The sequence below is a fragment of the Pseudalkalibacillus sp. NRS-1564 genome (assembly GCF_050467905.1).
Lineage (GTDB): Bacteria > Bacillota > Bacilli > Bacillales > Guptibacillaceae > Guptibacillus > Guptibacillus hwajinpoensis_B.
The window spans coordinates 138,038-160,297 of record NZ_JBITPM010000019.1; the positions used below are offsets into that span (position 1 = coordinate 138,038).

The 22,260-nt window shown below is 40.3% G+C and carries 22 protein-coding genes and 1 other RNA gene; 20 read left to right on the forward strand and 3 right to left on the reverse strand.

Annotation, left to right across the window (positions count from 1 at the left end):
• Positions 1-41 precede the first annotated feature (41 nt).
• A non-coding RNA gene (ssrS, locus tag ACIFPW_RS10635) (6S RNA) lies at positions 42-225 on the forward strand.
• A gap of 610 nt (positions 226-835) precedes the next feature.
• On the opposite strand, the gene ACIFPW_RS10640 is transcribed toward ssrS, so the two are convergent.
• Together ACIFPW_RS10640 and ACIFPW_RS10645 are read right to left on the reverse strand one after the other, a co-directional pair.
• Positions 836-1,504 carry an RsfA family transcriptional regulator gene (locus tag ACIFPW_RS10640; RefSeq protein ID WP_430244084.1) on the reverse strand — a complete coding sequence of 223 codons (669 nt, stop codon included), beginning with the start codon at positions 1,502-1,504 and terminating at the stop codon, positions 836-838.
• Between the two features lie 150 nt (positions 1,505-1,654).
• A complete protein-coding gene (locus tag ACIFPW_RS10645) occupies positions 1,655-2,998 on the reverse strand; it encodes an AAA family ATPase (RefSeq protein ID WP_194219437.1) in 1,344 nt (447 codons plus the stop codon).
• Positions 2,999-3,145: 147 nt separating this feature from the next.
• Here ACIFPW_RS10645 and ACIFPW_RS10650 point away from each other — a divergent pair, with 147 nt between their 5' ends.
• The 18 genes from ACIFPW_RS10650 (at position 3,146) to ACIFPW_RS10735 (ending at position 21,209) form a co-directional block, all read left to right on the forward strand.
• Positions 3,146-3,853, forward strand: coding sequence for a YczE/YyaS/YitT family protein (locus ACIFPW_RS10650; RefSeq protein WP_430244087.1), 708 nt, complete (start codon positions 3,146-3,148; stop codon positions 3,851-3,853).
• Positions 3,786-4,205 (forward strand): cysteine metabolism transcriptional regulator CymR, encoded by a 420-nt coding sequence (cymR, locus tag ACIFPW_RS10655; protein WP_160918687.1) that lies wholly within the window; start codon positions 3,786-3,788, stop codon positions 4,203-4,205. Before ACIFPW_RS10650 ends, cymR begins: the two co-directional genes overlap by 68 nt.
• 37 nt (positions 4,206-4,242) lie before the next feature.
• On the forward strand, positions 4,243-5,385 hold the full coding sequence (locus ACIFPW_RS10660; protein WP_430244089.1) for a cysteine desulfurase family protein: 1,143 nt from the start codon (positions 4,243-4,245) through the stop codon (positions 5,383-5,385).
• Positions 5,386-5,429: 44 nt separating this feature from the next.
• Complete coding sequence (gene mnmA, locus ACIFPW_RS10665) at positions 5,430-6,545, forward strand: tRNA 2-thiouridine(34) synthase MnmA (RefSeq protein ID WP_430244092.1); 1,116 nt, start codon at positions 5,430-5,432, stop codon at positions 6,543-6,545.
• A 109-nt stretch (positions 6,546-6,654) separates the two neighbouring features.
• Positions 6,655-7,323: a tetratricopeptide repeat protein gene (locus tag ACIFPW_RS10670; protein WP_226614495.1), complete on the forward strand. Its 669-nt coding sequence runs from the start codon at positions 6,655-6,657 to the stop codon at positions 7,321-7,323.
• 104 nt (positions 7,324-7,427) lie between these two features.
• Entirely contained in the window at positions 7,428-9,620 is a 2,193-nt protein-coding gene (gene recD2 / locus ACIFPW_RS10675; RefSeq protein ID WP_430244096.1) for an SF1B family DNA helicase RecD2, read from the forward strand.
• Between the two features lie 177 nt (positions 9,621-9,797).
• On the forward strand, positions 9,798-9,986 hold the full coding sequence (locus ACIFPW_RS10680; RefSeq protein ID WP_194219443.1) for a hypothetical protein: 189 nt from the start codon (positions 9,798-9,800) through the stop codon (positions 9,984-9,986).
• Between the two features lie 29 nt (positions 9,987-10,015).
• Entirely contained in the window at positions 10,016-11,071 is a 1,056-nt protein-coding gene (locus tag ACIFPW_RS10685; protein WP_430244100.1) for an AI-2E family transporter, read from the forward strand.
• Positions 11,072-11,446: 375 nt separating this feature from the next.
• Entirely contained in the window at positions 11,447-14,080 is a 2,634-nt protein-coding gene (alaS, locus tag ACIFPW_RS10690) for an alanine--tRNA ligase (RefSeq protein ID WP_430244103.1), read from the forward strand.
• A gap of 79 nt (positions 14,081-14,159) precedes the next feature.
• Positions 14,160-14,423, forward strand: a complete 264-nt coding sequence (locus ACIFPW_RS10695; protein ID WP_048312684.1) for an IreB family regulatory phosphoprotein — start codon at positions 14,160-14,162, stop codon at positions 14,421-14,423.
• Between the two features lie 9 nt (positions 14,424-14,432).
• Positions 14,433-14,852, forward strand: coding sequence for a Holliday junction resolvase RuvX (gene ruvX / locus ACIFPW_RS10700; RefSeq protein ID WP_226614489.1), 420 nt, complete (start codon positions 14,433-14,435; stop codon positions 14,850-14,852).
• Between the two features lie 12 nt (positions 14,853-14,864).
• Positions 14,865-15,152, forward strand: coding sequence for a DUF1292 domain-containing protein (locus ACIFPW_RS10705; protein WP_194219446.1), 288 nt, complete (start codon positions 14,865-14,867; stop codon positions 15,150-15,152).
• 273 nt (positions 15,153-15,425) lie between these two features.
• Positions 15,426-16,586, forward strand: coding sequence for an endolytic transglycosylase MltG (mltG, locus tag ACIFPW_RS10710; protein ID WP_430244107.1), 1,161 nt, complete (start codon positions 15,426-15,428; stop codon positions 16,584-16,586).
• Between the two features lie 86 nt (positions 16,587-16,672).
• Positions 16,673-17,317: an O-methyltransferase gene (locus ACIFPW_RS10715; RefSeq protein WP_430244110.1), complete on the forward strand. Its 645-nt coding sequence runs from the start codon at positions 16,673-16,675 to the stop codon at positions 17,315-17,317.
• Between the two features lie 60 nt (positions 17,318-17,377).
• Entirely contained in the window at positions 17,378-18,013 is a 636-nt protein-coding gene (gene udk / locus ACIFPW_RS10720; protein ID WP_430244112.1) for a uridine kinase, read from the forward strand.
• 82 nt (positions 18,014-18,095) lie between these two features.
• On the forward strand, positions 18,096-18,572 hold the full coding sequence (gene greA / locus ACIFPW_RS10725) for a transcription elongation factor GreA (RefSeq protein ID WP_430244113.1): 477 nt from the start codon (positions 18,096-18,098) through the stop codon (positions 18,570-18,572).
• Between the two features lie 148 nt (positions 18,573-18,720).
• Positions 18,721-20,448, forward strand: a complete 1,728-nt coding sequence (locus tag ACIFPW_RS10730) for a peptidoglycan D,D-transpeptidase FtsI family protein (RefSeq protein ID WP_430244115.1) — start codon at positions 18,721-18,723, stop codon at positions 20,446-20,448.
• Between the two features lie 80 nt (positions 20,449-20,528).
• A complete protein-coding gene (locus ACIFPW_RS10735; protein ID WP_430244118.1) occupies positions 20,529-21,209 on the forward strand; it encodes a DUF1510 family protein in 681 nt (226 codons plus the stop codon).
• A gap of 31 nt (positions 21,210-21,240) precedes the next feature.
• Here ACIFPW_RS10735 and ACIFPW_RS10740 read toward each other — a convergent pair whose 3' ends face one another.
• On the reverse strand, positions 21,241-21,447 hold the full coding sequence (locus tag ACIFPW_RS10740) for a YrzA family protein (RefSeq protein WP_194219452.1): 207 nt from the start codon (positions 21,445-21,447) through the stop codon (positions 21,241-21,243).
• Between the two features lie 160 nt (positions 21,448-21,607).
• On the opposite strand from ACIFPW_RS10740, the gene ACIFPW_RS10745 reads away from it, so the two are divergent.
• Positions 21,608-22,246, forward strand: coding sequence for a class I SAM-dependent DNA methyltransferase (locus tag ACIFPW_RS10745; RefSeq protein ID WP_430244356.1), 639 nt, complete (start codon positions 21,608-21,610; stop codon positions 22,244-22,246).
• Positions 22,247-22,260: the final 14 nt, after the last annotated feature.

Genomic DNA, 22,260 nt, shown 5'->3' on the forward strand with positions numbered 1-22,260 from the left:
TCGGTTTGAAGGTCTGCTATAATTCAATTACAAGTTAACGAAGAGTCCTGAAGTGTTCGTTTACTTCCATAATAATTTGAGCCAACACTTTTACAACGGGAGCCTGACTCTTTCCATTCAAAGTACATGCCTCGGTAGCTGAGGACTTACGGAGAATGGGATAAGGCACCCACCTGCCAATGCAGGTTCAACGATTATGGAAAGGACGGCACAGTTGGGGCTCTTCTATTTTTATGACAATTAATAAAGCATCCGTTCATTTTGAACGGATGCTTTTTCTGTTTGAATGGTTTATTAAGTGTTCTAGTTCAAGAGCTCCAATATCTCCGTTTCTAAACGCTCGTCTTCGCTTTTTTTGTCCAGCTGCAGTGGGCAGACCTTCGGTCACTTCACCCTCCAAATCGAACACAAAGGGCGTGTTCAATTTGGAGGGCTCCAGTGCCTGCCGTGTCTAAACGCCCACTTCCGCTTTTGGTGTCTAGCTGCGACTCACAGAAACTGCGATATTTCGCTCTTGAACTAGAACACAAAAGGCGTGTTCTAGTTCAAGAGCTCCAATATCTCCGTTTCTAAACGCTCGTCTCCGCTTTTCGTGTCTAGCTGCAGCGCCCAGCCTCTCGATCGCTTCACCCTCTAAAATGAACACAAAGAGCGTGTTCTTTTTAGAGGGTTCCAGCGCTTGTCGAGGCTAAACGGACGCTTCCGCTTTTCATGATCTAGCTGCAGTGGGCAGCCACTCGGTCACTTCACCTTTTCATCCGAACACAAAGAGCGTGTTCAAATGAAAAGGCTCCAGTGCCTGCCGTGTCTAAACGCCCACTTCTGCTTTTCGTTTTCACCTTGCGACTTTTTCTAGGTTCCCATTCTTATCCATTTTAAATGTTGGGACGTTGTGGTCTTCGTTGTCGTTTAGGACGACCATTCTTCTGGCTCGGTCCATGATTTGGATGAGGGATTGGTAATCTTCTTTCATGATTTGTTGTTCGTTCTCGAGTGTTTTGATTTTTTGATGAAGAAGGGTGTTTTCTTCTTTTAGGTGTTGATTCTCTGATTCTAGTTTCTCGACATTTGTTCTGAGTCTGTTTGTTGAGGAAGCGGATTGTTCTAAGTTTGATAAGAATGAGATTACTTCTCTCATAGTCATTTCTTTTTTCATTTGTACCGGTTCGGTATATGATATTGAAGTTTCAATTAATGGTTGTGAGATTGGTTGTTCTTGGGTGGAAACAGTCGTATGTGTTTCTTTATTTGTGTATTCAGGCTGCCTTCGTTCGGCTCGTTTCATTTCTTTTCGCTGCTTTTTCGCTAGCTTTAAGGCCTGCTCGTATCTTTCGCGGACAATGGCATTCCAGCGGAATCCTACAGCGGCTGATGTGCGACTTAGTCGATCACCAACTTCATCAAAGGCTTTTAATTGCGTACTGCCTTCTCTTACATGCCGCAGCACTGTTTCGGCAAGCATTAAATCATCTTCATGAGACCAGGCATCTTGTCTTACTTTCATTTTCATTCAGCTCCTTTATGTGATTAACATTTTTGCGTTTTGAAAGTAATCATAGCTTTGCCAGTATGGAAGAATTTATACAGAAGTCTTGTAAATTTGAGGTAGATTGCAAGAGTGAATAGAAAAAACAGCAGAGCATAAGCCCTGCTGTTAAGATTTCTTGCTATCGGATTTGATGCGTTCAGCGAAATAATCAAGTCTCTTTTGGATCGTTCTTTCGTGCCCGCGCTCAGTAGGTTTATAGAACGTTTTTCTGACCATGTGATCAGGAAGGTACTGTTGAGGGACATATCCTCCTGGATAGTCATGCGGGAATTTGTAGTCAATCCCATGCCCTAGTTCTGAAGCTCCTTTGTAGTGTGAGTCACGTAAATGAATAGGAACTGTTCCGTTTTTTTCTTTTTTTACTGCTGCAAGTGCAGCGTCTATACCTGAAATCACCCCATTGCTTTTTGGAGCGGTGGCAAGATATAACGCTGCTTCGGCTAGTGGAATTCTAGCTTCCGGCATACCGATAAATTCGACCGCATAGCTGGCCGCATGGGCAATCAGAAGTGCGTTTGGGTCGGCTAATCCAACATCCTCGGCAGCATGGACATAAAGGCGTCTCGCGATAAATCTAGGATCTTCACCTGCATAGATCATTTTTGCTAACCAGTAAAGCGTAGCGTCTGGATCAGATCCTCGTATACTTTTAATAAAGGCCGAAACGGTATCGTAGTGATTATCGCTATCCTTGTCATATTGAAGCACGCGTTGCTGGATGGATTCTTCTGCAATTGCAAGACTAATTACAAGCTTCCCATCTTTATTTGGAGTCGTTGTAAGGATGGCGAGTTCTAACGCGTTTAGAGCTGTTCTAGCGTCTCCATTAGAAACGTCTATGAGATGCTCAATGGCTTCATCCTCGATTTCAACATCGTATCTTCCAAAGCCACGATCCTTGTCGTTAATCGCCTGATAAAGAATGTTTTTAATAGTTGTTTCATTAAGATGTTCAAATCGAAATAATCTTGAACGAGAAAGAAGAGCCGCATTGATTTCAAACATTGGGCTTTCTGTTGTTGCTCCGATTAACACGATCGTTCCATCTTCAACAAAAGGAAGAAGTGCATCCTGCTGTGATTTATTAAAGCGATGGATTTCATCTATAAAGAGCACCGTTTTTTGATCATCAAGCTTTAAGCGATCTTTTGCTTCAGACGTGAGTCTTCTAATGTCAGCTACTCCTGAAGTAACAGCATTTAACTGTTCGAAATGAGCAGATGTAGTGTTGGCTATAATACGTGCAAGTGTTGTTTTACCGGTTCCTGGTGGACCGAAAAAAATCATTGGAGTAAGTTGATCAGCTTGGATGGCTCTTCTCAATAATTTGCCATCACCAATAATATGGTCTTGGCCGATAAATTCTTCAATGGATCTAGGTCGCATTCTGCTAGCGAGAGGTCCAGAAGAAGTATTGTTGTTTTCTTTTGGGTAATCAAATAAATCCATAGAACACCCGTCCTTTCATAGTTATTTGAAACATACTATACGGGTTTTGGAAATGCAAGAAAAACCGGTTCGTGCTATAATAGCGAAGGTTTACTAACAGAATCAATCGCTAAATAGATGAGAGAAGATTGAGTTAAGAGGGATGAGATGAAACCAGATAACAAAGGCATACCATGGTTCTGGATGAGCTGGGGAATATTTGTATTAGGTCTTTTGGTTATGGCTTTTGGCATTTCTCTGATGATTAAAGCTGAATTCGGTAGCGCGCCATGGGATGTCTTCCATATTGGACTGTATCAGCAGTTTGGATTAACAATTGGCACATGGTCAATTCTAATTGGTTTTCTGATTATAGGCTCGACTTCATTATTAGATCGAACCTGGCCAAAATTAGGTGCTTTTCTAAACATGCTGCTCGTAGGTATGTTTATCGATATTTATTTATGGGTTCCTTTTTTAAAAACTCCGGATCATTTGATAGGCAAATTGGTTATGCTTGTTAGTGGTATTCTGATCATGGGGTACGGCATCGGTCTCTATATTGCAGCAGATCGTGGAGCAGGTCCAAGAGATAGTTTGATGCTTGTATTAACAGAACGAACGGGATGGAAGGTACAACATATCCGACTTACTATGGAAATAGTTGTCCTTTCTCTTGGATGGCTTTTGAATGGTCCTATTCATGTGGGAACACTTTTGTTTTGTATTACGATAGGGCCAATTGTGGGTTATTCATTGCCACAGTGCAAAAAACTTGTGGCTCGATTGATAGAAAGAGGTGGCAGATTTGAAGATATCAACAAAAGGAAGATACGGGTTAACAATTATGATGGAGTTAGCAAAAAAGCACGGTGATGGTCCGATTTCTTTAAAGTCCATTGCTAGAAGCAAAGATTTATCAGAGCATTACCTTGAACAGCTAGTCGCTCCATTAAGAAATGCTGGTCTTGTTAAGAGTGTTAGAGGGGCATATGGTGGTTATATTCTAGCGCAAGAAGCAAGTTCAATTACAGCGGGAGATATCATTCGTGTTCTAGAAGGACCCATTAGTCCTGTTGAAGTTATGGACGATGAAGAACCTGCTAAACGTGATCTGTGGTTAAAAATACGAGACGCTGTGAAAGATGTTCTCGATTCTACAACGCTAGAAGATCTTGCCACCTATGAAGGTGAAGGAGAGCAAGATAGTTATATGTTTTATATTTAGTAGCCGGCTCACTGCTGGTAGTAAGAGGTGACTAATAATGAGTGCAATTTATATGGATCATGCTGCGACTTCTCCGGTCCATCCCGATGTTATTGAAGCGATGGTTTCATCACTAAAAAGTGATTTTGGTAATCCTTCAAGTATTCATCAGTTTGGCCGTAAGTCGCGTCATGCACTTGATGAAGCGAGAAACAATCTTGCGAGCAGTATTCATGCTCGAGCTAATGAAATTATTTTCACAAGTGGGGGTACAGAAGCAGATAATCTAGCAATTGTAGGAGCTGCTAAAGGAAACCTTGCTAAAGGAAACCATATTATCACAACAGAGATTGAGCATCATGCTGCACTGAATGCTTGTAAAGTACTTGAAAAAGAAGGATATGTTGTAACGCACTTACCTGTAGATGAGAATGGTAGAATTTCTATAGATGATCTAGAAAAGGCGATTCGGCCAGAGACAATCTTAATAACAGTTATGTATGGTAATAATGAAGTTGGGACAGTACAGCCAATTGCAGAGATCGCCAGGTTGGCAAACGATTCTGATATTCTGTTTCATACCGATGCCGTTCAAGCGTATGGCTTAATCGATCTTGATGTAAAGCAACTTGGCGTAGATCTTCTTTCTGTTTCAGCACATAAAATCAACGGTCCAAAGGGCGTTGGCTTTCTTTATGTTAAGGATGGGACAAAGCTGTTGCCTCATTCATTTGGCGGTGAACAGGAGAGAAAACGACGAGCAGGTACGGAGAACGTTGCTGGCATTGTAGGAATGGAGAAGGCAGCTGAATTAATGCGGATTGATCGAGAAGCGAAAGTGGAGCTTTATCAGAATATGAAGCAAGTGATGCTAGGTGTTTTTGAAGAAGCATCCATTCCTTATCGTATCAACGGTGATCAGGATCATATTCTTCCACATGTATTCAATGTTAGTTTTTTAGATGCAAAAGTGGAACCGATGTTAATGAATCTAGATCTTGCAGGTATTGCAGTATCGAGTGGTTCGGCCTGTACGGCTGGATCGCATGAACCTTCACATGTGTTGACAGCGATGTTTGGTGATAATGAGAGAACACAAACGGCCATTCGTTTTAGCTTTGGATATGGAAATGCAATTGAAGATGCCACAAAAGCTGCGAGTGAAGTCGTTAAGATTGTCAATCGTTTGAAGAAGTTATAAAATAGTCAGGACACAATTTGTGTTAAAGAAGAGGAGGTGCAACCATGGCAGCACGTAAGAATGAAGATATACGAGTCGTGGTTGGAATGTCCGGAGGTGTTGATTCATCAGTAGCTGCATTAATGTTGAAAGAACAAGGCTATGACGTGATCGGCATTTTTATGAAAAACTGGGACGACACCGACGAAAACGGGGTATGCACAGCAACAGAAGATTACGATGATGTTATTCGTGTATGCAACCAGATCGGCATTCCGTACTACGCAGTCAACTTCGAGAAGCAATACTGGGATAAAGTGTTTACTTATTTCCTAGATGAATATAAAGGTGGACGTACACCAAATCCTGATGTTATGTGCAACAAAGAAATTAAATTCAAAGCATTTCTTGAACATGCACTAACGCTTGGAGCAGATTACCTTGCGACAGGGCACTATGCGCAAGTGGTCGAACGCGACGGAGAAGTCAAAATGCTTCGTGGTGTAGACGACAATAAAGATCAAACTTACTTTTTGAATCAGCTCACGCAAGAGCAACTTTCTAAAGTAATGTTCCCACTTGGAGGCATCGAGAAGAAAAAAGTTCGAGAGATTGCGGAAGAAGCGGGTCTTGCTACAGCTAAGAAAAAGGATAGCACAGGAATTTGCTTTATCGGCGAGCGTAATTTCAAAGAATTTCTTGGACAATATCTTCCTGCTCAACCAGGCAAAATGATGACGCTTGGTGGAGAAGAAAAAGGACAGCATGATGGATTGATGTATTATACAATTGGTCAGCGTCATGGCCTTGGAATTGGTGGCGACGGTGAACCATGGTTCGTGGTAGGTAAGAATCTTGACAATAATGTTCTTTATGTTGACCAGGGTTTCCATAATGATCTCTTATACTCTGATTCCCTTATTGCAGTGAATTCAAGCTGGGTTTCGAATCTTCCGATAGAAGAGCATATCTCTTGCACAGCGAAATTCCGCTATCGTCAAAAAGATTCAGGCGTTACGGTGGAAAAGCTGGATGACGATCGCTTGAAAGTAACATTTGATGAACCAGTACGCGCTATTACACCTGGACAAGCCGTTGTTTTCTATAACGGTGATGAGTGTCTCGGCGGAGCAACGATTGATCAAGTATTTAAGAATGCAAGTGAACTAACATACGTTTAACAATTAGCCTCATTTCGAAATGAAATGAGGCTGTTTTTTGAGGTGGAGAAACCGCCGCTAACTTATGCTAAACTAGAGATTAAGTTAAAGAAATAAGGAGTTTTTTTAAATGAGTAATAAAAATGAACAAGCGATTGAAGCAATGAATAATGGACAATTAGAAAAAGCTGTAACGCTACTTTATGAAGCAATAGAAGAGAATCCTAAAGATCCAGTTGCTTATACGAATATTGGAAATCTCCTCGCACAGGCAGGAGAAATTAAGCAGGCTGTCGCATATTTTGAAAAAGCGATTGATTTGGATGAAACGCAGGGGACTGCTTATTATGGCGCAGGAAACGCATTCTTTGAACTAGAGCAGTATAAAGACGCTGCAGACATGTACCAGAAAGCAATCCAGCAGGGGCTTGACCAAAGTGATGTCCACTTTATGATTGGTCAGTGCTTTATGATGCAGGATGCACTTCGATTAGCATTACCTTTCTTCCAGAGAGCTGTTGAGCTCAATGAGGAAGATACGGAAGCGCGTTTTCAGTATGCACTTTGTCTCGCGCAAGATGGGGCAGTCGATGTGGCTCTTCCTCAGTTTGAGAGAGTTGTTGAAGAAGATCCAGATCATGCAGATGCATGGTTTAACTTGGGTGTGAGCTATGCTTATCAAGAAAATTTGACGAAAGCAATAAGCTGTTTTGATCGTGCACTCGCTATCCAACCAGATCATCTCTTAGCAGGAAACGGGAAGAAACAAATGGAACAAGCGATGAACAATAACAATTAAATTTTAAGTTATTGGAGAGAAGATCTTATGGATCAGCCACAAAAAGGGTATATCAAAGGAAGACCCATTCAAATGATTTTTTTAATGAAGATAGTTTGTATGGAGTGGCAAGACTTCGGATTTCTGAAACGAACGAACCTTATGATGAGAAAGAAGTCGTCGTGAATGGAATGATTCCTCGACTTCTTGAAGATGAGACGTATGTATTTTACGGACGCTTTACGGATCATCCCCGTTATGGGAAACAGTATGCTGTTGAATCATTTGAGAGACAGATGCCTGAATCAAAGCCAGGGCTAATCCAATACTTATCTAGTGATTTATTCCATGGAATTGGTGAAAAGACAGCTGAATCGATTGTTGATGTGTTAGGTGAGCGCGCCATAGCTAAAATTATGCGTGATCCATCAATATTAAGTAAGGTTCCAAAGCTATCTGAAGAAAAAGCAAAGGGACTATATGATTCTCTAATGGAGCATCAGGGGCTTGATCAAATTATGATTCGATTAACTGAGTTAGGATTTGGACCGAGACTATCGATGAAAATTTTTAAAGCCTATAAGCAAGAAACGCTCGAGATTGTTGAGAAAAATCCATATCAGCTTATTCAAGATGTGGAAGGTATTGGTTTTCGACGTGCGGATGATTTAGGGAGATCGATTGGTATTGAAGGAAAGCATCCTGATCGCATTCGGGCAGCATGTCTTCATACGTTAAATGAACAAACGTTACAGGTGGGACATGTGTATCTTGAGTACGATGCATTGATTCAATCTGTGAATGAGTTACTAGGTGATAAGCTTGATGAAGCAGATATTTCAAGGGAACTGATCTCTCTTTACGAGAGTGATAAATTGATTCTTGATCGAGAGAGAATCTATTTACATTCACTTTACTATGCTGAAAAAGGTCTTGTGACTGGATTAAATAATGTGATGTCACAAACGGAGTATGCTGACTCTTTTCCGGAATCTGAATTCTATCGTGCTCTAGGAGACCTTGAAGAACGACTTGGTATTCAATACGCTCCCTCACAGCGTGAAGCGGTACAAAAAGCAATCGCTTCTCCGTTTATGATTTTAACTGGCGGACCAGGTACGGGGAAAACCACGGTTATTAAAGGGATTGTTGAGCTCTATGCTGAGTTAAATGGACTTTCACTCGAACCGAAAGATTACTCAAAGGATAAGCCGTTTCCAGTGCTACTTGTAGCACCAACAGGAAGAGCAGCGAAACGGATGAGTGAAGCAACAGGACTACCGGCTTTTACGATACATAGATTACTTGGGTGGAAAGGTGAGGCGGGATTTGAGCATGATGAGAATAATCCGATTGAAGGCAGGTTGTTAATTGTCGACGAAGTATCCATGGTTGACGTGTGGCTTGCCAATCAATTATTTAAATCCTTACCATCTCAAATTCAAGTGATTGTTGTTGGTGATGAAGACCAACTTCCTTCGGTAGGGCCAGGACAGGTGCTCAAGGATATGATCGATTCACATGCAGTTCCCGTTAGTAAACTGACGGACATTTATCGACAAGCTGAAGGCTCTTCGATTATTGATCTCGCGCACTCTATTAAAGAAGGAGAGCTTCCAGAAGAGTTTCGGAAACCAACGCCTGATCGGAGGTTCTTTCCTTGTTCCCAAGCACAGATTATAGAGGTTGTCTCGCAAGTGTGTGGCAATGCATTAAAGAAGGGATACTCTCCTCGGGATATTCAAGTTCTGGCTCCAATGTATCGAGGATCGGCAGGAGTGGATCGGCTAAATCAGGAGCTTCAAAAGCTATTTAATCCTGCAACAGAGCAGCGAAGAGAGCTTTTGCATGGAGATCTCGTTTATCGAGTCGGTGATAAAGTTCTTCAACTTGTAAACAATCCTGAAGACAATGTCTACAATGGTGATATGGGCGAAGTTGTTTCTGTATTTTTTGCGAAAGAAAATATTGAAAAGCAGGATCAGCTTGTTGTTTCATTTGATGGACAAGAAGTAGTTTATGACAGGCCTGACTTTAATCAATTAACACATGCCTACTGCTGCTCCATTCATAAATCCCAGGGTAGTGAGTTTCCGATTGTTGTTCTTCCTATTGTAAGAGGCTATTATCGGATGCTACGAAAAAATCTTCTTTATACAGCCGTTACAAGGAGTAAGGATTATTTGATTTTATGTGGAGAAGAAGAGGCCATTAAACTAGCTATCCAAACAGAAGATGATCAGGTTCGAAACACGCAATTAACGGAGAAACTGCAAGAAATGATTGGGGAACAAAAGACAATTGAAGAGTCGATGTAGAAGCCAGAGAAAATCTCTGGCTTTTTTCTATTTAGCTTTACTAGGTAATTCACGCCTTATGAACATGAGGCTCTGTTGAAAAGAAGCGATTACTTTACAAATGCCGTATAGAATGATTTCAAACTGGACAGGATGGTGTATATCTTCTTAAATAGCTGGATTAGGAGGCATATGGAGATGGAATGTCCAAATTGTAAAAGTAAAAATATAGGGAAAATCGGGGCAAATCAATTCTATTGTTGGAACTGTTTTGTGGAAATGTCGATTATTAAAGGAGTTCTTTCCTTACACCAGGTGGAAGAGGACGGATCGCTGACATCCCTGGATGATTTATTTGAAGACTATGATATGCGAGTTGAGTTGTAGATGGTATTTGCTAGCAGGAGGGATTGACAGTGAAGCGTGAATGGAACCTGAACTGGATCATTTATTTAACGACCCTTCTGCTAGTTTTTTTATGCATTTATTTATTGCTGAAGCTTTCTCCAATTTGGGATCCGATCATCGATGTGTTAACTGTTTTAATTGTTCCATTTTTAATTGCTTCTCTTATAACTTATTTGCTTCATCCCATTGTAGAGAAAATTCATAAAGAAGGTTTGCCAAGAGGGATAGCTGTACTTTTAATCTATGTTCTGTTTTTTGGAGGTACTGGCTATGCGATTTTTAAGGGGCTTCCTCATATTGTGAAACAGTCACAGGAGTTAATGGAGAACGTTCCAATGTTCATTGATATGTATCGGGATGCTGTGCATCATACATATGACTTTACTTCAAACTTACCTCCTTCTTTACAAGGAAAGGTTGATCAAACTTTTCAGGATGTTGAAGATGCTGTTAACAATACATTGACATTGGCGGTTGAATTAGCAAAAAAGTTACTTAGTTCTTTTTTTGTCATTATGATTATTCCTTTCATCGTGTTCTATTTACTGAAGGATTTTGAGACGTTAAAAAAAACAGCATGGAGAATAACGCCACCTAAGTGGAGAGCACCCGGAAAGAACCTACTCATCCGAATAGATGAATCACTTGGTAATTATATTCGAGGTCAATTTTTTGTCATTTCGGTGTTAGGTGTTCTTGCGGCACTGGGGTTCTGGTTGATTAAGCTTCCATATGCCATTCTACTGGGGATTATCGTTGGTATAACAGATATTATCCCATACTTTGGACCTTTTCTTGGTGCGGCTCCAGCACTATTAATTGCATCGACCGTTTCAGTTAAAATGACGATCATTACGATTATCGTTATTGTGGTTCTTCAGTTTATCGAAAGTAATATTCTATCACCCTATATTGTTGGGAAAAGTCTGCACATTCACCCGGTCATCATAATTTTTGGACTTCTTGCAGGGGGAGAGATTGCTGGCGTAATCGGACTAATTCTTGCAGTGCCTGCTCTTGCGGTTCTAAAAGCACTCTTTCTCTATCGAAACGAAGATGAATGAAGCAATTGACAAACGAATGTTGCTCTGACTATAATAATCCCAGAGATTAAGAATTAAACACATTGACGGAACGAGTATGTTGACCCCTATTCTTGAATACGAACTGTATTCGTTAGAGAGAAGCTCCCTGGCTGTAAGAGCTTTAAGAACAAGATCAGCAGAAAGCTAATCCTGAGTGCGGGTTAATCCCCGCCGTCTCGACCTCGTTACGGTCGCTTGAGGTGATAGACAGTTTTGTCTATAACCAGGGTGGTACCGCGTGAGCATTTAAAAAAAACTCTCGTCCCTGATTTATTCAGGGGTGAGAGTTTTTTTGCGTTCAAAAAACACCACCCCCAAAATCCATTACTGAGTAACTAAAGGAGGATAATTAGTATGAAGAACTTATCATCAGCAGATGTAAGACAAATGTTTATCGATTTCTTTAAAGAAAAAAGTCATTCGGTGGAACCAAGTGCATCGCTCGTTCCACATGAAGATCCAACTTTACTGTGGATCAATAGTGGTGTAGCTACGCTTAAAAAATATTTTGACGGTCGCGTAACACCTGACAACCCAAGAATTGTAAATGCTCAAAAATCAATTCGTACAAACGATATTGAGAATGTAGGCAAAACAGCACGCCATCATACGTTCTTTGAAATGCTTGGGAACTTCTCTATCGGAGAATATTTTAAAGAAGAAGCGATTGAATGGGGATGGGAATTCCTAACTAGCGAGAATTGGATTGGCTTTGATGCTGATAAATTATCTGTCACAATTCATCCGGAAGATGATGAAGCATTTACCATTTGGAAAGAGAAAATTGGACTTCCAGAAGAGCGTATCATCCGTCTAGAGGGTAACTTCTGGGATATCGGGGAAGGGCCAAGTGGACCGAATACGGAAATTTTCTATGATCGTGGAGAAGAGTATGGTTTCGAAGATTCTAAAGAAGAACTTTATCCTGGTGGAGAGAATGAGCGTTATCTTGAAATCTGGAACCTTGTTTTCTCCCAATTTAATCATAACCCTGATGGTACTTATACACCATTACCTAAGAAGAATATTGATACGGGCATGGGACTTGAACGGATGGTATCGGTTATTCAGGATGCAAAAACAAACTATGATACAGACCTCTTTATGCCAACCATTCGTGAAACAGAGCGAATGGCAGAAGTGAACTATGGAGATTCCAGAGAGGGAGATACAGCATTTAAGGTAGTCGCTGATCATATTCGAACAGTTACATTTGCCATTGGTGACGGTGCCCTTCCATCGAACGAAGGTTGCGGATATGTACTAAGAAGATTACTTAGAAGAGCAGTTCGGTTCGCTAAGCAAATTGGTATTAACCGTCCATTCATGTATGAACTTGTACCAGTCGTTGGGGACATCATGGTTGAATTCTATCCTGAAGTTAATGCGAAGAAGGAATTCATCCAAAAAGTAATTAAGAATGAAGAAGACCGCTTCTATGAAACATTAAATGAAGGACTGTCAATTCTTTCAGACATTATGAAGAAAGAAAAAGAAGCTGGTAATCATGTCATCTCTGGTAGCGATGTGTTTCGACTTTACGATACGTACGGTTTCCCTGTGGAATTAACGGAGGAATATGCTGAAGAAGAAGGCATGGAAATTGATCGTACAGGTTTCGAACAGGAAATGGGAATGCAGCGGAAACGTGCTAGAGATGCTCGTCAGGATGTAGGTTCCATGCAGGTTCAAGGTGGCGCGCTTGGCGACATTTCAGTCGAAAGCGATTTTGTCGGTTATGAAGAGCGGTCTGTTGATACAGAAGTAGTCGCAATCATAAAAGATAAAGAGCTGACTGAGGTAGCGTCAGAAGGCGACGAAATCCAGGTTATTCTCCAAAGCACGCCTTTCTATGCTGAAAGCGGCGGGCAAGTTGCAGATCCTGGTATCATTCGTTGCGAGGATGTTCAACTTCGCGTAACGGATGTACAAAAAGCGCCAAATGGCCAACACGTCCATACGGCGGTTGTAGAATCTGGAACGATAAAAACTGGAGCAAAAATAATAGCTGAAATCAATCGTTCGAACCGTTCTGCAATTGTAAAGAATCATACGGCAACTCACCTGCTTCATCAGGCATTAAAAGATGTTCTTGGTGAGCATGTAAACCAGGCTGGTTCACTCGTTGGTTCAGAGCGACTTCGCTTTGACTTCTCTCACTTTGGACAGATTACATCTGAAGAGCTTGAAGAGATTGAAAAACAAGTGAATAATCAAATTTGGGCTAATATTCCAGTGAATACGATGGTAAAGCCTATTGAGGAAGCTAAAGCAATGGGAGCTATGGCGTTGTTTGGTGAAAAGTATGGAGATTCTGTTCGTGTTGTACGTGTTGGTGATTATAGTCTAGAACTATGTGGCGGTACTCACGTTCAAAATACAGCAGAAATTGGATTGTTTAAAATTCTTTCTGAGTCAGGTATTGGTGCAGGAACGCGTCGTATTGAAGCTGTAACAAGCGAAGGAGCTTACCAGGTTTTAAATCAACAAGTATCAATTTTGAAAAATACGGCTGACTTGTTAAAATCAAATGTGAAGGATGTTCCATCAAGAACAGAAGCACTACTTGGTCAGATTCGAGATTTACAACGCCAAAATGACTCACTGACGTCAAAACTTGCAAATGTTGAAGCAAAACAGATGGCAGGAAATGTTCAAGAAGTAGACGGTGTGAAAGTAGTTGCTAAACGCATCGACACAGATATGAATAACCTTCGTAGTATTGTCGATGATCTGAAGGCTCAGATTGGCAGTGTCATTGTTGTACTTGGTAGCGGTGCAGACGGGAAGGTTCAGTTAGCTGCTGGAATTACAGATGACCTCGTAAAAGAGGGATATCATGCGGGGAAATTGATTAAAGAGCTTGCTACTCGCTGTGGCGGCGGTGGCGGTGGCCGACCGGATATGGCGCAGGCAGGGGGCAAAAATCCAGAGAAACTGGATGATGCTCTTGCTTACACAACAGATTGGGTGAAATCCATTTCCTAATTTGGTTTTAGTAGTGTACAATAAGAATTAGTTGACTAGTTACGATTCTAGATGGGGATCGGAGAAAGAGGTGTAAGGAATGAGTTCGATGGACAAAACAATGAAATTTAATTTTCCAGACGACGCATATAATCATGATGTCCAGGAAGTGTTACTCACCGTCTATAGTGCTCTTCAAGAAAAGGGCTATAATCCGATTAACCAGATCGTGGGTTACCTCCTTTCTGGGGATCCGGCTTACATTCCGAGACACAATGATGCGAGAAGCTTAATTCGTAAGCTTGAAAGAGACGAATTAATTGAAGAGCTTGTAAAATCGTATCTTACTCATCATCAGGGATAAGGAGACAGCATGAAAACACTTGGATTGGATGTCGGTACAAAAACAATCGGCGTAGCGCTAAGCGATGCAATGGGATGGACGGCACAGGGATTAGAAACCGTGAAACGTAACCCGGAAGCGCAGGATGTGATTCCTGATCGTTTAATGGAAATCATTAATGGGAATGATGTCAGCAAGATTGTCGTTGGACTTCCTAAGAACATGAATGGCTCAATTGGTCCGAGTGGCGAAGCCTGTCAGGCATTTGCAGAACTTATTCAGACAACGACTAATATTCCAGTTGACATGTGGGATGAAAGACTAACAACCGTCGCTGCAGAACGCATGCTGATTAGTGCTGATGTGAGTCGTAAGAAGCGTAAGAAAGTGATCGACAAAATGGCTGCTGTTATGATTCTGCAAGGATACTTAGACAGCAAGCAAAATTAATGAGGTGAAAACATGGAGGAAAAAGAACGTATTATCATTCCAGATGAAAATGGAGACGAGCATCTATTTGAAGTTCTCTTTACATTTGATGTAGCTGAGAACGGTCAATCTTATATGACTGTAGTTCCTGCTGATCAAGCTGATAGTGAAGAGGAAGTGGAAGTTTATGCTTTCCGCTATGAAGAAGAGGACAATGAAGAGCGAGACTATAAGCTTTTCCCTATTGAATCAGATAAGGAATGGGAAATGGTCGAGGAAATGCTCAACACTTTCTCTGAAGAAGAAGAAGATAGCGAGTAAATTTCAATCAAAAGCTGCCGGTGAAAATCGGCAGCTTTTTTTCTTGATTATACGTTTAGAATTACTGTGTCATGATCGGTTTGAGTAAGATTTCTTATGTGTTTGGATACCTTAGGGCAAAGAATCTTCTTACTGTTTTTTGGAAATGACTACAAACCTTTCAAATAACCTTGTATAATACATAATGGATAATTTTTGGCGAACGTTGGCATCCTTGCCGACAATATGTCGGCATATAGTATAATAGATGAAGAATGAAAGGAGGCCACGGCGTTGTCTGATTTTAAGGACTTGTATAAAGAGAAGCTTATGAAGCGCCAGACCGAGAATCAAACGGTAAGAAAAATAGTGTTTATTATTTTACTGCTTTTAACCATAACGGTGGCTGCCGTTATAACAGGTGGTTACTTCTACATAAAAAACATACTCGAACCAGTAGATTCTGATAGCAAAGAAAAAGCAGCTGTGACTATTCCAATTGGATCTTCAACATCTTCAATTGGAGCTAAACTAGAAGAAGAAGGCATCATTAAAGATGGCACAGCTTTCCGTTATTACGTGAAATATAAGAATGAAAGCGGCTTTCAAGCGGGTGATTATGAACTTTCTCCTTCTATGACGATGGATGAAATTATTGCTATTATGAAGAGTGGGAAAGTAATGAAAGAAGCTGTTGCCACTATATCTGTACCAGAAGGAATTTGGTTAGAAGACATAGCTGCTCGTATTGCGAAGGAACTTGAGTTAAAGAAAGAAGATGTTGTTAAGAAATTAGATGATGAGAAATACTTGAAAGCTTTAGTGAATGAATATTGGTTTTTAACAGATGATATTTTAAACGAAGACATTCGTCATCCGTTAGAAGGTTATCTCTTCCCTGCTACTTATGATTTTGAAGAAGAGCCTTCAGTGGAAGTCGTTGTGAAAGATATGTTAGACAAAACTGATAGCGTCTTAAAAAAATATCGCTCTGAAATAGAAGATCGTGATTATTCCATCCATGAAATGATGACACTTGCTTCGATCATTGAAGAAGAAGCGTCAGCAAAAGCTGATCGAGCAAAAATTTCGAAGGTGTTTTATAATCGTCTCGATAAGAATATGATCTTACAAACTGATCCTACCGTTGTATATGCAAGAGGAGAGCAATCAGGAGAAATCACCCAGGATGATCTTGATGCAAAGTCGCCTTATAATACGTATAAGCAAAAAGGTCTGCCTGTTGGCCCTATTGCCAACCCTGGTGAGTCGTCGATCATAGCGGCAATAGAACCAGCCGATACAGAAGCACTTTATTTCTATGCTCGACCGAGTGGCGAAACGCTGTTCTCAGAAACTAATGAAGAGCACAATAAAAAAGTAGCTAAGTATAAGGAAGAGTGGACACAGTATTATAAGAAGAAAGAGAAAGAAGATAAAGAAAAAGAAGAATAAGAAATTTATGGGGAATGGCGAGTAAGACTACCATTCCCCTTTCGATTATGATAAAATTATTCGGGTTACATGAAGGAGGACCGATCATGATATCCGATCATGTGGAACAATATCTGGAATCTTTACGCCCGAATAGAGAAGACTTAATAAAAGAGATAGAAGAATACGCACGGGAAAAACATGTTCCAATTATGGAACAAACGAGTCTTGATGTGATGCTTCAACTCCTGACCTTTTTAAAACCGGGCCGAATATTGGAAATTGGTGCAGCTATTGGCTACTCAGCAATCCGTATGGCTGAGCGTTTGCCAAATACTGCTATACTCACTGTTGAACGAGATGAAACTCGTTATAATGAAGCGATCGCAAATATTGAAAAAGCAGGATACTCAGATAGAATAACCGTTTTATTTGGGGATGCATTTGAGCTGGCTGATGAGCTTAAGAGCTATGGTTCATATCAAGCGCTCTTCATTGACGCGGCCAAAGGTCAATACCAGCGTTTTTTTGATGAATTTTATGATGAATTAGAAAAGGGCGGAGTAGTGTTTTCGGATAATATTCTCTTTAGAGGTATGGTAGCAGAAGAGGAGATCGAAGAGAAGCGCTTTAGATCAATGGTAAAAAAGCTCCGTCTTTATAATGAATTTTTAATATCCCATCCCGAACTAGATACTACAATATATCCTATTGGAGATGGATTAGCTGTTAGTCAGCGTAAAAACTCATGATAAAGAAAAGCCGACGTACGAATGTACGAGCGGTTTTTCTATAATAGAAGGGGAAGAATTATGGTTAATAGACCCGTAGTAATTGGTGTTGCCGGAGGCTCAGGCTCAGGTAAAACCACTGTAACAAGAGAGATATTTAAACAGTTTGCTGATCAATCAGTGTTAGTCATTGAACAGGATTCTTATTATAAAGATCAGAGTGAAAAGTCAATGCCTGAAAGACTAGGTACAAACTATGACCATCCACTAGCGTTCGATAATGACCTGTTAATTGACCATGTGAAAGAACTAATGTTATATAACCCTATTCAAAAACCTGTCTATGACTATACAGTTCACACAAGATCTGATAAAATTATCCCTGTCGAACCAAAAGATGTCATTATTTTGGAAGGTATCCTAATTCTTGAAGATGAACGTCTCCGTGATTTAATGGATATTAAGCTATTTGTAGACACGGATGCTGATCTCCGTATTTTAAGAAGAATGGTTCGGGATATCCGTGACAGAGGGAGAACGCTTGATTCTGTTGTAGAGCAATATACTTCAGTTGTTCGCCCTATGCACCTTCAGTTTATAGAACCTACAAAGCGTTACGCAGATATTATTGTTCCAGAAGGCGGGCAGAATAGAGTAGCCATCGACCTAATGGTAACGAAGATTCATACGATACTCGAAGAAAAAGCCATGTTATAACGATTAAACGAGGTATATTTACCTCTTTTTTTCATACAGTTTATTACGATTGATGCCCTTAATTGATGAAGGAGTGAAAGAAATGGCAGAGGATAAAAAGTATTACATGACACAAGAAGGTAAAGAAAAGCTTGAAAATGAACTTGATTCCCTTAAAACAGAGAAAAGAAAAGAAGTAGTAGAACGAATTAAAATTGCTCGTAGTTTTGGAGATCTATCTGAGAACTCTGAGTATGACGCTGCAAAAGATGAGCAGGCATTTGTTGAGGCGCGTATTCAAACAGTTGAAAATATGATTCGTAATGCTGAAATTATTGAAGAAGACAATAGCTCATCGAATGTTGTATCAATAGGTAAGCGGGTTAAATTCGTTGAGATTCCAGATGGAGATGAAGAAGAATATATTATCGTTGGTAGTGCTGAAGCTGATCCATTTGAAGGGAAAATTTCAAATGACTCACCTATGGCAAGAAGTCTTCTCGGCCGTCAAATTGGAGAAAAGGTTAACGTGCAAACTCCAGGCGGAGAAATTCGCGTTGAAATTCTAGAAGTTAGCTAATAAATGCAATGTTTAAAAAGACAGCCAATCCGGCTGTCTTTTTCTATGGAATATCAATTGAATTAAAGTTATAAGTCAACAGCAAGTCCCAGGTTACTTATGTTTGAAATAGGGGACATCGGTCGACACTCATATAGAGGTGAGTGGTATGAGTAGGAGAAGGGTGACCGGAGTTGGTTTCCTCTTTATGTGCTTGATGTTCGTGCTAGTTGGGCGATTGATTCAGCTACAATTAGTTGAAACGGAATCTTATTCAAAGCATGAAGTGAATTTAATAGAAGCTAGCATCGATCAGCGTACCCAATCTTATGTACTAGATGAAGGAAGGGGAACGATGCTAGATCGAAATGGTATTCCGATGAGTGAGACCATTCCAGCTTTGGTTCTATTTCCGTTTTTGAAAGATCGGGACTGGCCGATTGAAGAGGTAGCAAAGATTATAAAGACTTCTCCTGATGAAATCGACCGCTCTTTTGATAAGCGAAAGCAACCATTTAATTATGAAAAAAGACTAACATCTGAACAGATGAGGCAAATAAACGAATTAAGTATTCCGGGTGTTTACGCTGTAAATAAACCATTGAACGAAAATCCGTTAGCTGCTCATGTTATTGGAAGTGTAAGACCAAATCCAGATCTAATCAAATCGAAATATCCTGAGAAATGGGCAGAAGGAATAATTAATGAACACACTAAATTAGGTATTTCAGGACTCCAGGCTGCTTTTGATCCCTTTTTAATATCTGAAGGAGATACCACACTCCTTTATCATGCTGATCGTCAGGGAAATCCTCTACTCGGACTTGATGTGAAGCTTTTTTCAACAACAGACTCTTTCTACCCCCTTCAAGTGAAGACAACGTTGGATATGGAGATCCAGAACAGTCTTGAGGAAGCGGTAGATGAAGCAGGTATTACAAATGGTGGAGCAGTTTTACTTGATATCGAATCGAACAATCTTATTGGAATGGTGAGTCGTCCTCTCTTTGAATCGGATGATCCACTTGGAAAAGGCGCAGTCAATCAAATGGTAAAAGGATATTTTCCAGGTTCGGTATTTAAAACGATTATTCTAGCAGCTGCCTATGAGAACGGGATAAAAGACACCCGCACATTCAACTGTGATCTAAATTTATATCGAGATGGACCTGGGAACCGTGACCTAGGAATCATGAACCTAAAGAGTAGCTTTGCAGCTAGCTGCAATGCCGCTTTCACAGAACTTGCTGAAGAGCTCATCAAAATTGATCCGGATGTGATTGAAAATACTGCAACAAAACTAGGGATTGGCAAAACTGTTGGTTGGGAAGATATGCTCTATCATTACGAAGATTTTAAACAGTTTCCCGACGAGTCGGAACCGGTCTTTTTTAAAGATGATAAAGATAAAGTTGTGATTAAGGCGATTGACCAAACAGCGATTGGGCAATTAAATGTTAAGTTAAGTCCACTGGCTATCGCCAATATGATGGCGACAATTGGAAGAGAGGGAGAAGCAAAACAGGTGAGGGCCGTTAGTGACATACTTTATAAAAATGGCACAACTTTCCATAGTTTTAGTGAAAGAAACTTGAACGGAAAACTTTCGAATAAGGTAGTAAAGTCACTACAAGAATCGCTTCGAGAAGTAGTTGTAAGTGGAACCGGTCGTACATATTTAGCTGATTTACCAGTAAAAGTAGCTGGTAAGTCAGGTACTGCTGAACTTGGTGAAGATTTGTCATTTGATCATCAGTGGTTCGCTGGTTACTTTCCTTATGATTCTCCAAAGTATGCTTTGGTTGTTGTTGATTTCGAACGAAAGGAGAAAGAATATAAAACTTATGAAGCTTTTGCTTCAATCGTTAAGCTGTTGCAACAATTTGAGAGACGATAACGAAACAAAAGTCAAGCCTTCTACGAATCATTTAGAGATGATAAAATAAGAGCAACAGCTAAATAGAGGAGTGGATGGGTTTGAGATCACGATATGGGGACCGACATTCAAAGAGAAAACAAAATATCGTATTAAATAGTTTAATTGGAATTGTTCTCGCAGTGATACTTGTACTTGTTGCCAACATTGTGTTTACGGGTAACGACTCTCAACAAACAGCAAGTGAAGAACAACCAACAGCACAAACAAGTTCAGATGAAGAATCGAATAAGAGCAGTGACGATTCCATTACTTCTGATGAAGCCGACTCGAAGGATTCAGAGTCCAATGATTCAGATTCTGACAGTAATGCTGATCAAGATAGTTCAAAAGATGAAAGTACTGACGAAGAGAAAGAAAAAGAAGAGAACGATAAAGAGAAAGAAGATAAAGAAGACCAGGACAAAGAAGAAGCTGATCAAGAGCCAGGTGAACCAAATCTTGAAGGACCGTGGGAGCCTGTGGGTACAGTGCAATCAGGTCCACATAAATCTAGTTATACCAAAGGTACTGATGACTGGAATGAAAAAATAAAAGCAGCAGAATCTGTTATGGGTCTATCAGAAGATCAAATGACTATCTGGAGAATAGGTGGTAATGGTGGGCCTCAAAAATCCTTTGCACGTGTAAGTAAAGCAGGATCGGGAAACCAAGTCTATTACATCGAACTTGAGTGGGTTGATGGAGAAGGTTGGAAGCCGGTTAGTGTAAAGCCCGAATAACAAAAAGCAGGAGCAAATGCTCCTGCTTTTTTTATTTTGCTTTAAAATGAACAACAGCAGAGTAATAAGGTCTGCCTGTTTTTTCATGTGTAAGAGCGTGATGCTGAACAGAATGAACTTGAAGCAGCAGTGCACGGTTGTTATCGATCTGAGTCTGAATTTTATTCTCGATTTCTTCAAGCGAAAATCCTTCGAAAAATTCTACTTTATCATCTATCCGTTCAAGGGAAAAACTCATTTAGTGCTCCTCCTTAAAATACTTTCACATAACAGTGTACACATTTTTGTTAAATCATACAAATTGATATTCAAAAAAGAATATGATAAGTTAGAACCATAATGCATATTATTCATACCTTAATACTATGAATTAAAAACAGGAAAGCGATGTGACAGCAATGGGAAGAGAGTTTATTGATTTATTTGAGCGCTGGGCTGACTCGTATGATACGACGGTGTCTGGTCAAGATGAAGAGTATCGTGATGTCTTTAAGGGATACGACGGCATTCTATCTGCAGTTGCTCAAGCTTCCTCAGGCCACGTGTTAGAATTTGGCGTCGGAACAGGAAACTTAACTTCTATTCTACTTAAGAAAGGCTTGTCGGTAACAGGTATAGAGCCATCAAAAGCGATGAGAGATAAGGCGAGTGAAAGGTTACCTCATGTCACGCTTCATGATGGTGATTTCATGGATTTTCCAACTCCGACTAACCCTGTACAAACAATCGTGAGTACCTATGCATTTCACCATCTCACTGACGAAGAAAAAAGTATCGCCATTCACAAATATAGCCAACTACTGGCTCAAAATGATAAAATTGTATTTGCGGATACAGCATTTAAGAATGACAAAGCTAGAGTAGAGATGCATGAGAAAGTGAAAGCAAAGGGATATTACAATTTGCTACAAGATTTACAGTCGGAATATTATACGACGATTTCAGTGTTGGAGACATTATTTCGACAGCATGGATTCGACGTTACTTTTACTCAGCTAAACGATTTTGTTTGGTTGATGGAAGCCGTCAAAAATTGAACAAGTAAAGGAGT

Excerpts from the sequence above, each read along its gene's own strand:
- ACIFPW_RS10680 (WP_194219443.1), top strand. The coding sequence starts at position 9,798 with ATGGAATGTCCAAATTGTAAAAGTAAAAATATAGGGAAAATCGGGGCA.
- ACIFPW_RS10640 (WP_430244084.1), bottom strand. The coding sequence starts at position 1,504 with ATGAAAGTAAGACAAGATGCCTGGTCTCATGAAGATGATTTAATGCTT.
- ACIFPW_RS10695 (WP_048312684.1), top strand. The coding sequence starts at position 14,160 with ATGAGTTCGATGGACAAAACAATGAAATTTAATTTTCCAGACGACGCA.
- ruvX (WP_226614489.1), top strand. The coding sequence starts at position 14,433 with ATGAAAACACTTGGATTGGATGTCGGTACAAAAACAATCGGCGTAGCG.
- ACIFPW_RS10730 (WP_430244115.1), top strand. The coding sequence starts at position 18,721 with ATGAGTAGGAGAAGGGTGACCGGAGTTGGTTTCCTCTTTATGTGCTTG.
- udk (WP_430244112.1), top strand. The coding sequence starts at position 17,378 with ATGGTTAATAGACCCGTAGTAATTGGTGTTGCCGGAGGCTCAGGCTCA.
- ACIFPW_RS10745 (WP_430244356.1), top strand. The coding sequence starts at position 21,608 with ATGGGAAGAGAGTTTATTGATTTATTTGAGCGCTGGGCTGACTCGTAT.
- ACIFPW_RS10645 (WP_194219437.1), bottom strand. The coding sequence starts at position 2,998 with ATGGATTTATTTGATTACCCAAAAGAAAACAACAATACTTCTTCTGGA.
- ACIFPW_RS10705 (WP_194219446.1), top strand. The coding sequence starts at position 14,865 with ATGGAGGAAAAAGAACGTATTATCATTCCAGATGAAAATGGAGACGAG.
- ACIFPW_RS10740 (WP_194219452.1), bottom strand. The coding sequence starts at position 21,447 with ATGAGTTTTTCCCTTGAACGGATAGATGATAAAGTAGAATTTTTCGAA.
- mnmA (WP_430244092.1), top strand. The coding sequence starts at position 5,430 with ATGGCAGCACGTAAGAATGAAGATATACGAGTCGTGGTTGGAATGTCC.
- ACIFPW_RS10660 (WP_430244089.1), top strand. The coding sequence starts at position 4,243 with ATGAGTGCAATTTATATGGATCATGCTGCGACTTCTCCGGTCCATCCC.
- greA (WP_430244113.1), top strand. The coding sequence starts at position 18,096 with ATGGCAGAGGATAAAAAGTATTACATGACACAAGAAGGTAAAGAAAAG.
- ACIFPW_RS10670 (WP_226614495.1), top strand. The coding sequence starts at position 6,655 with ATGAGTAATAAAAATGAACAAGCGATTGAAGCAATGAATAATGGACAA.
- ACIFPW_RS10715 (WP_430244110.1), top strand. The coding sequence starts at position 16,673 with ATGATATCCGATCATGTGGAACAATATCTGGAATCTTTACGCCCGAAT.
- alaS (WP_430244103.1), top strand. The coding sequence starts at position 11,447 with ATGAAGAACTTATCATCAGCAGATGTAAGACAAATGTTTATCGATTTC.
- ACIFPW_RS10650 (WP_430244087.1), top strand. The coding sequence starts at position 3,146 with ATGAAACCAGATAACAAAGGCATACCATGGTTCTGGATGAGCTGGGGA.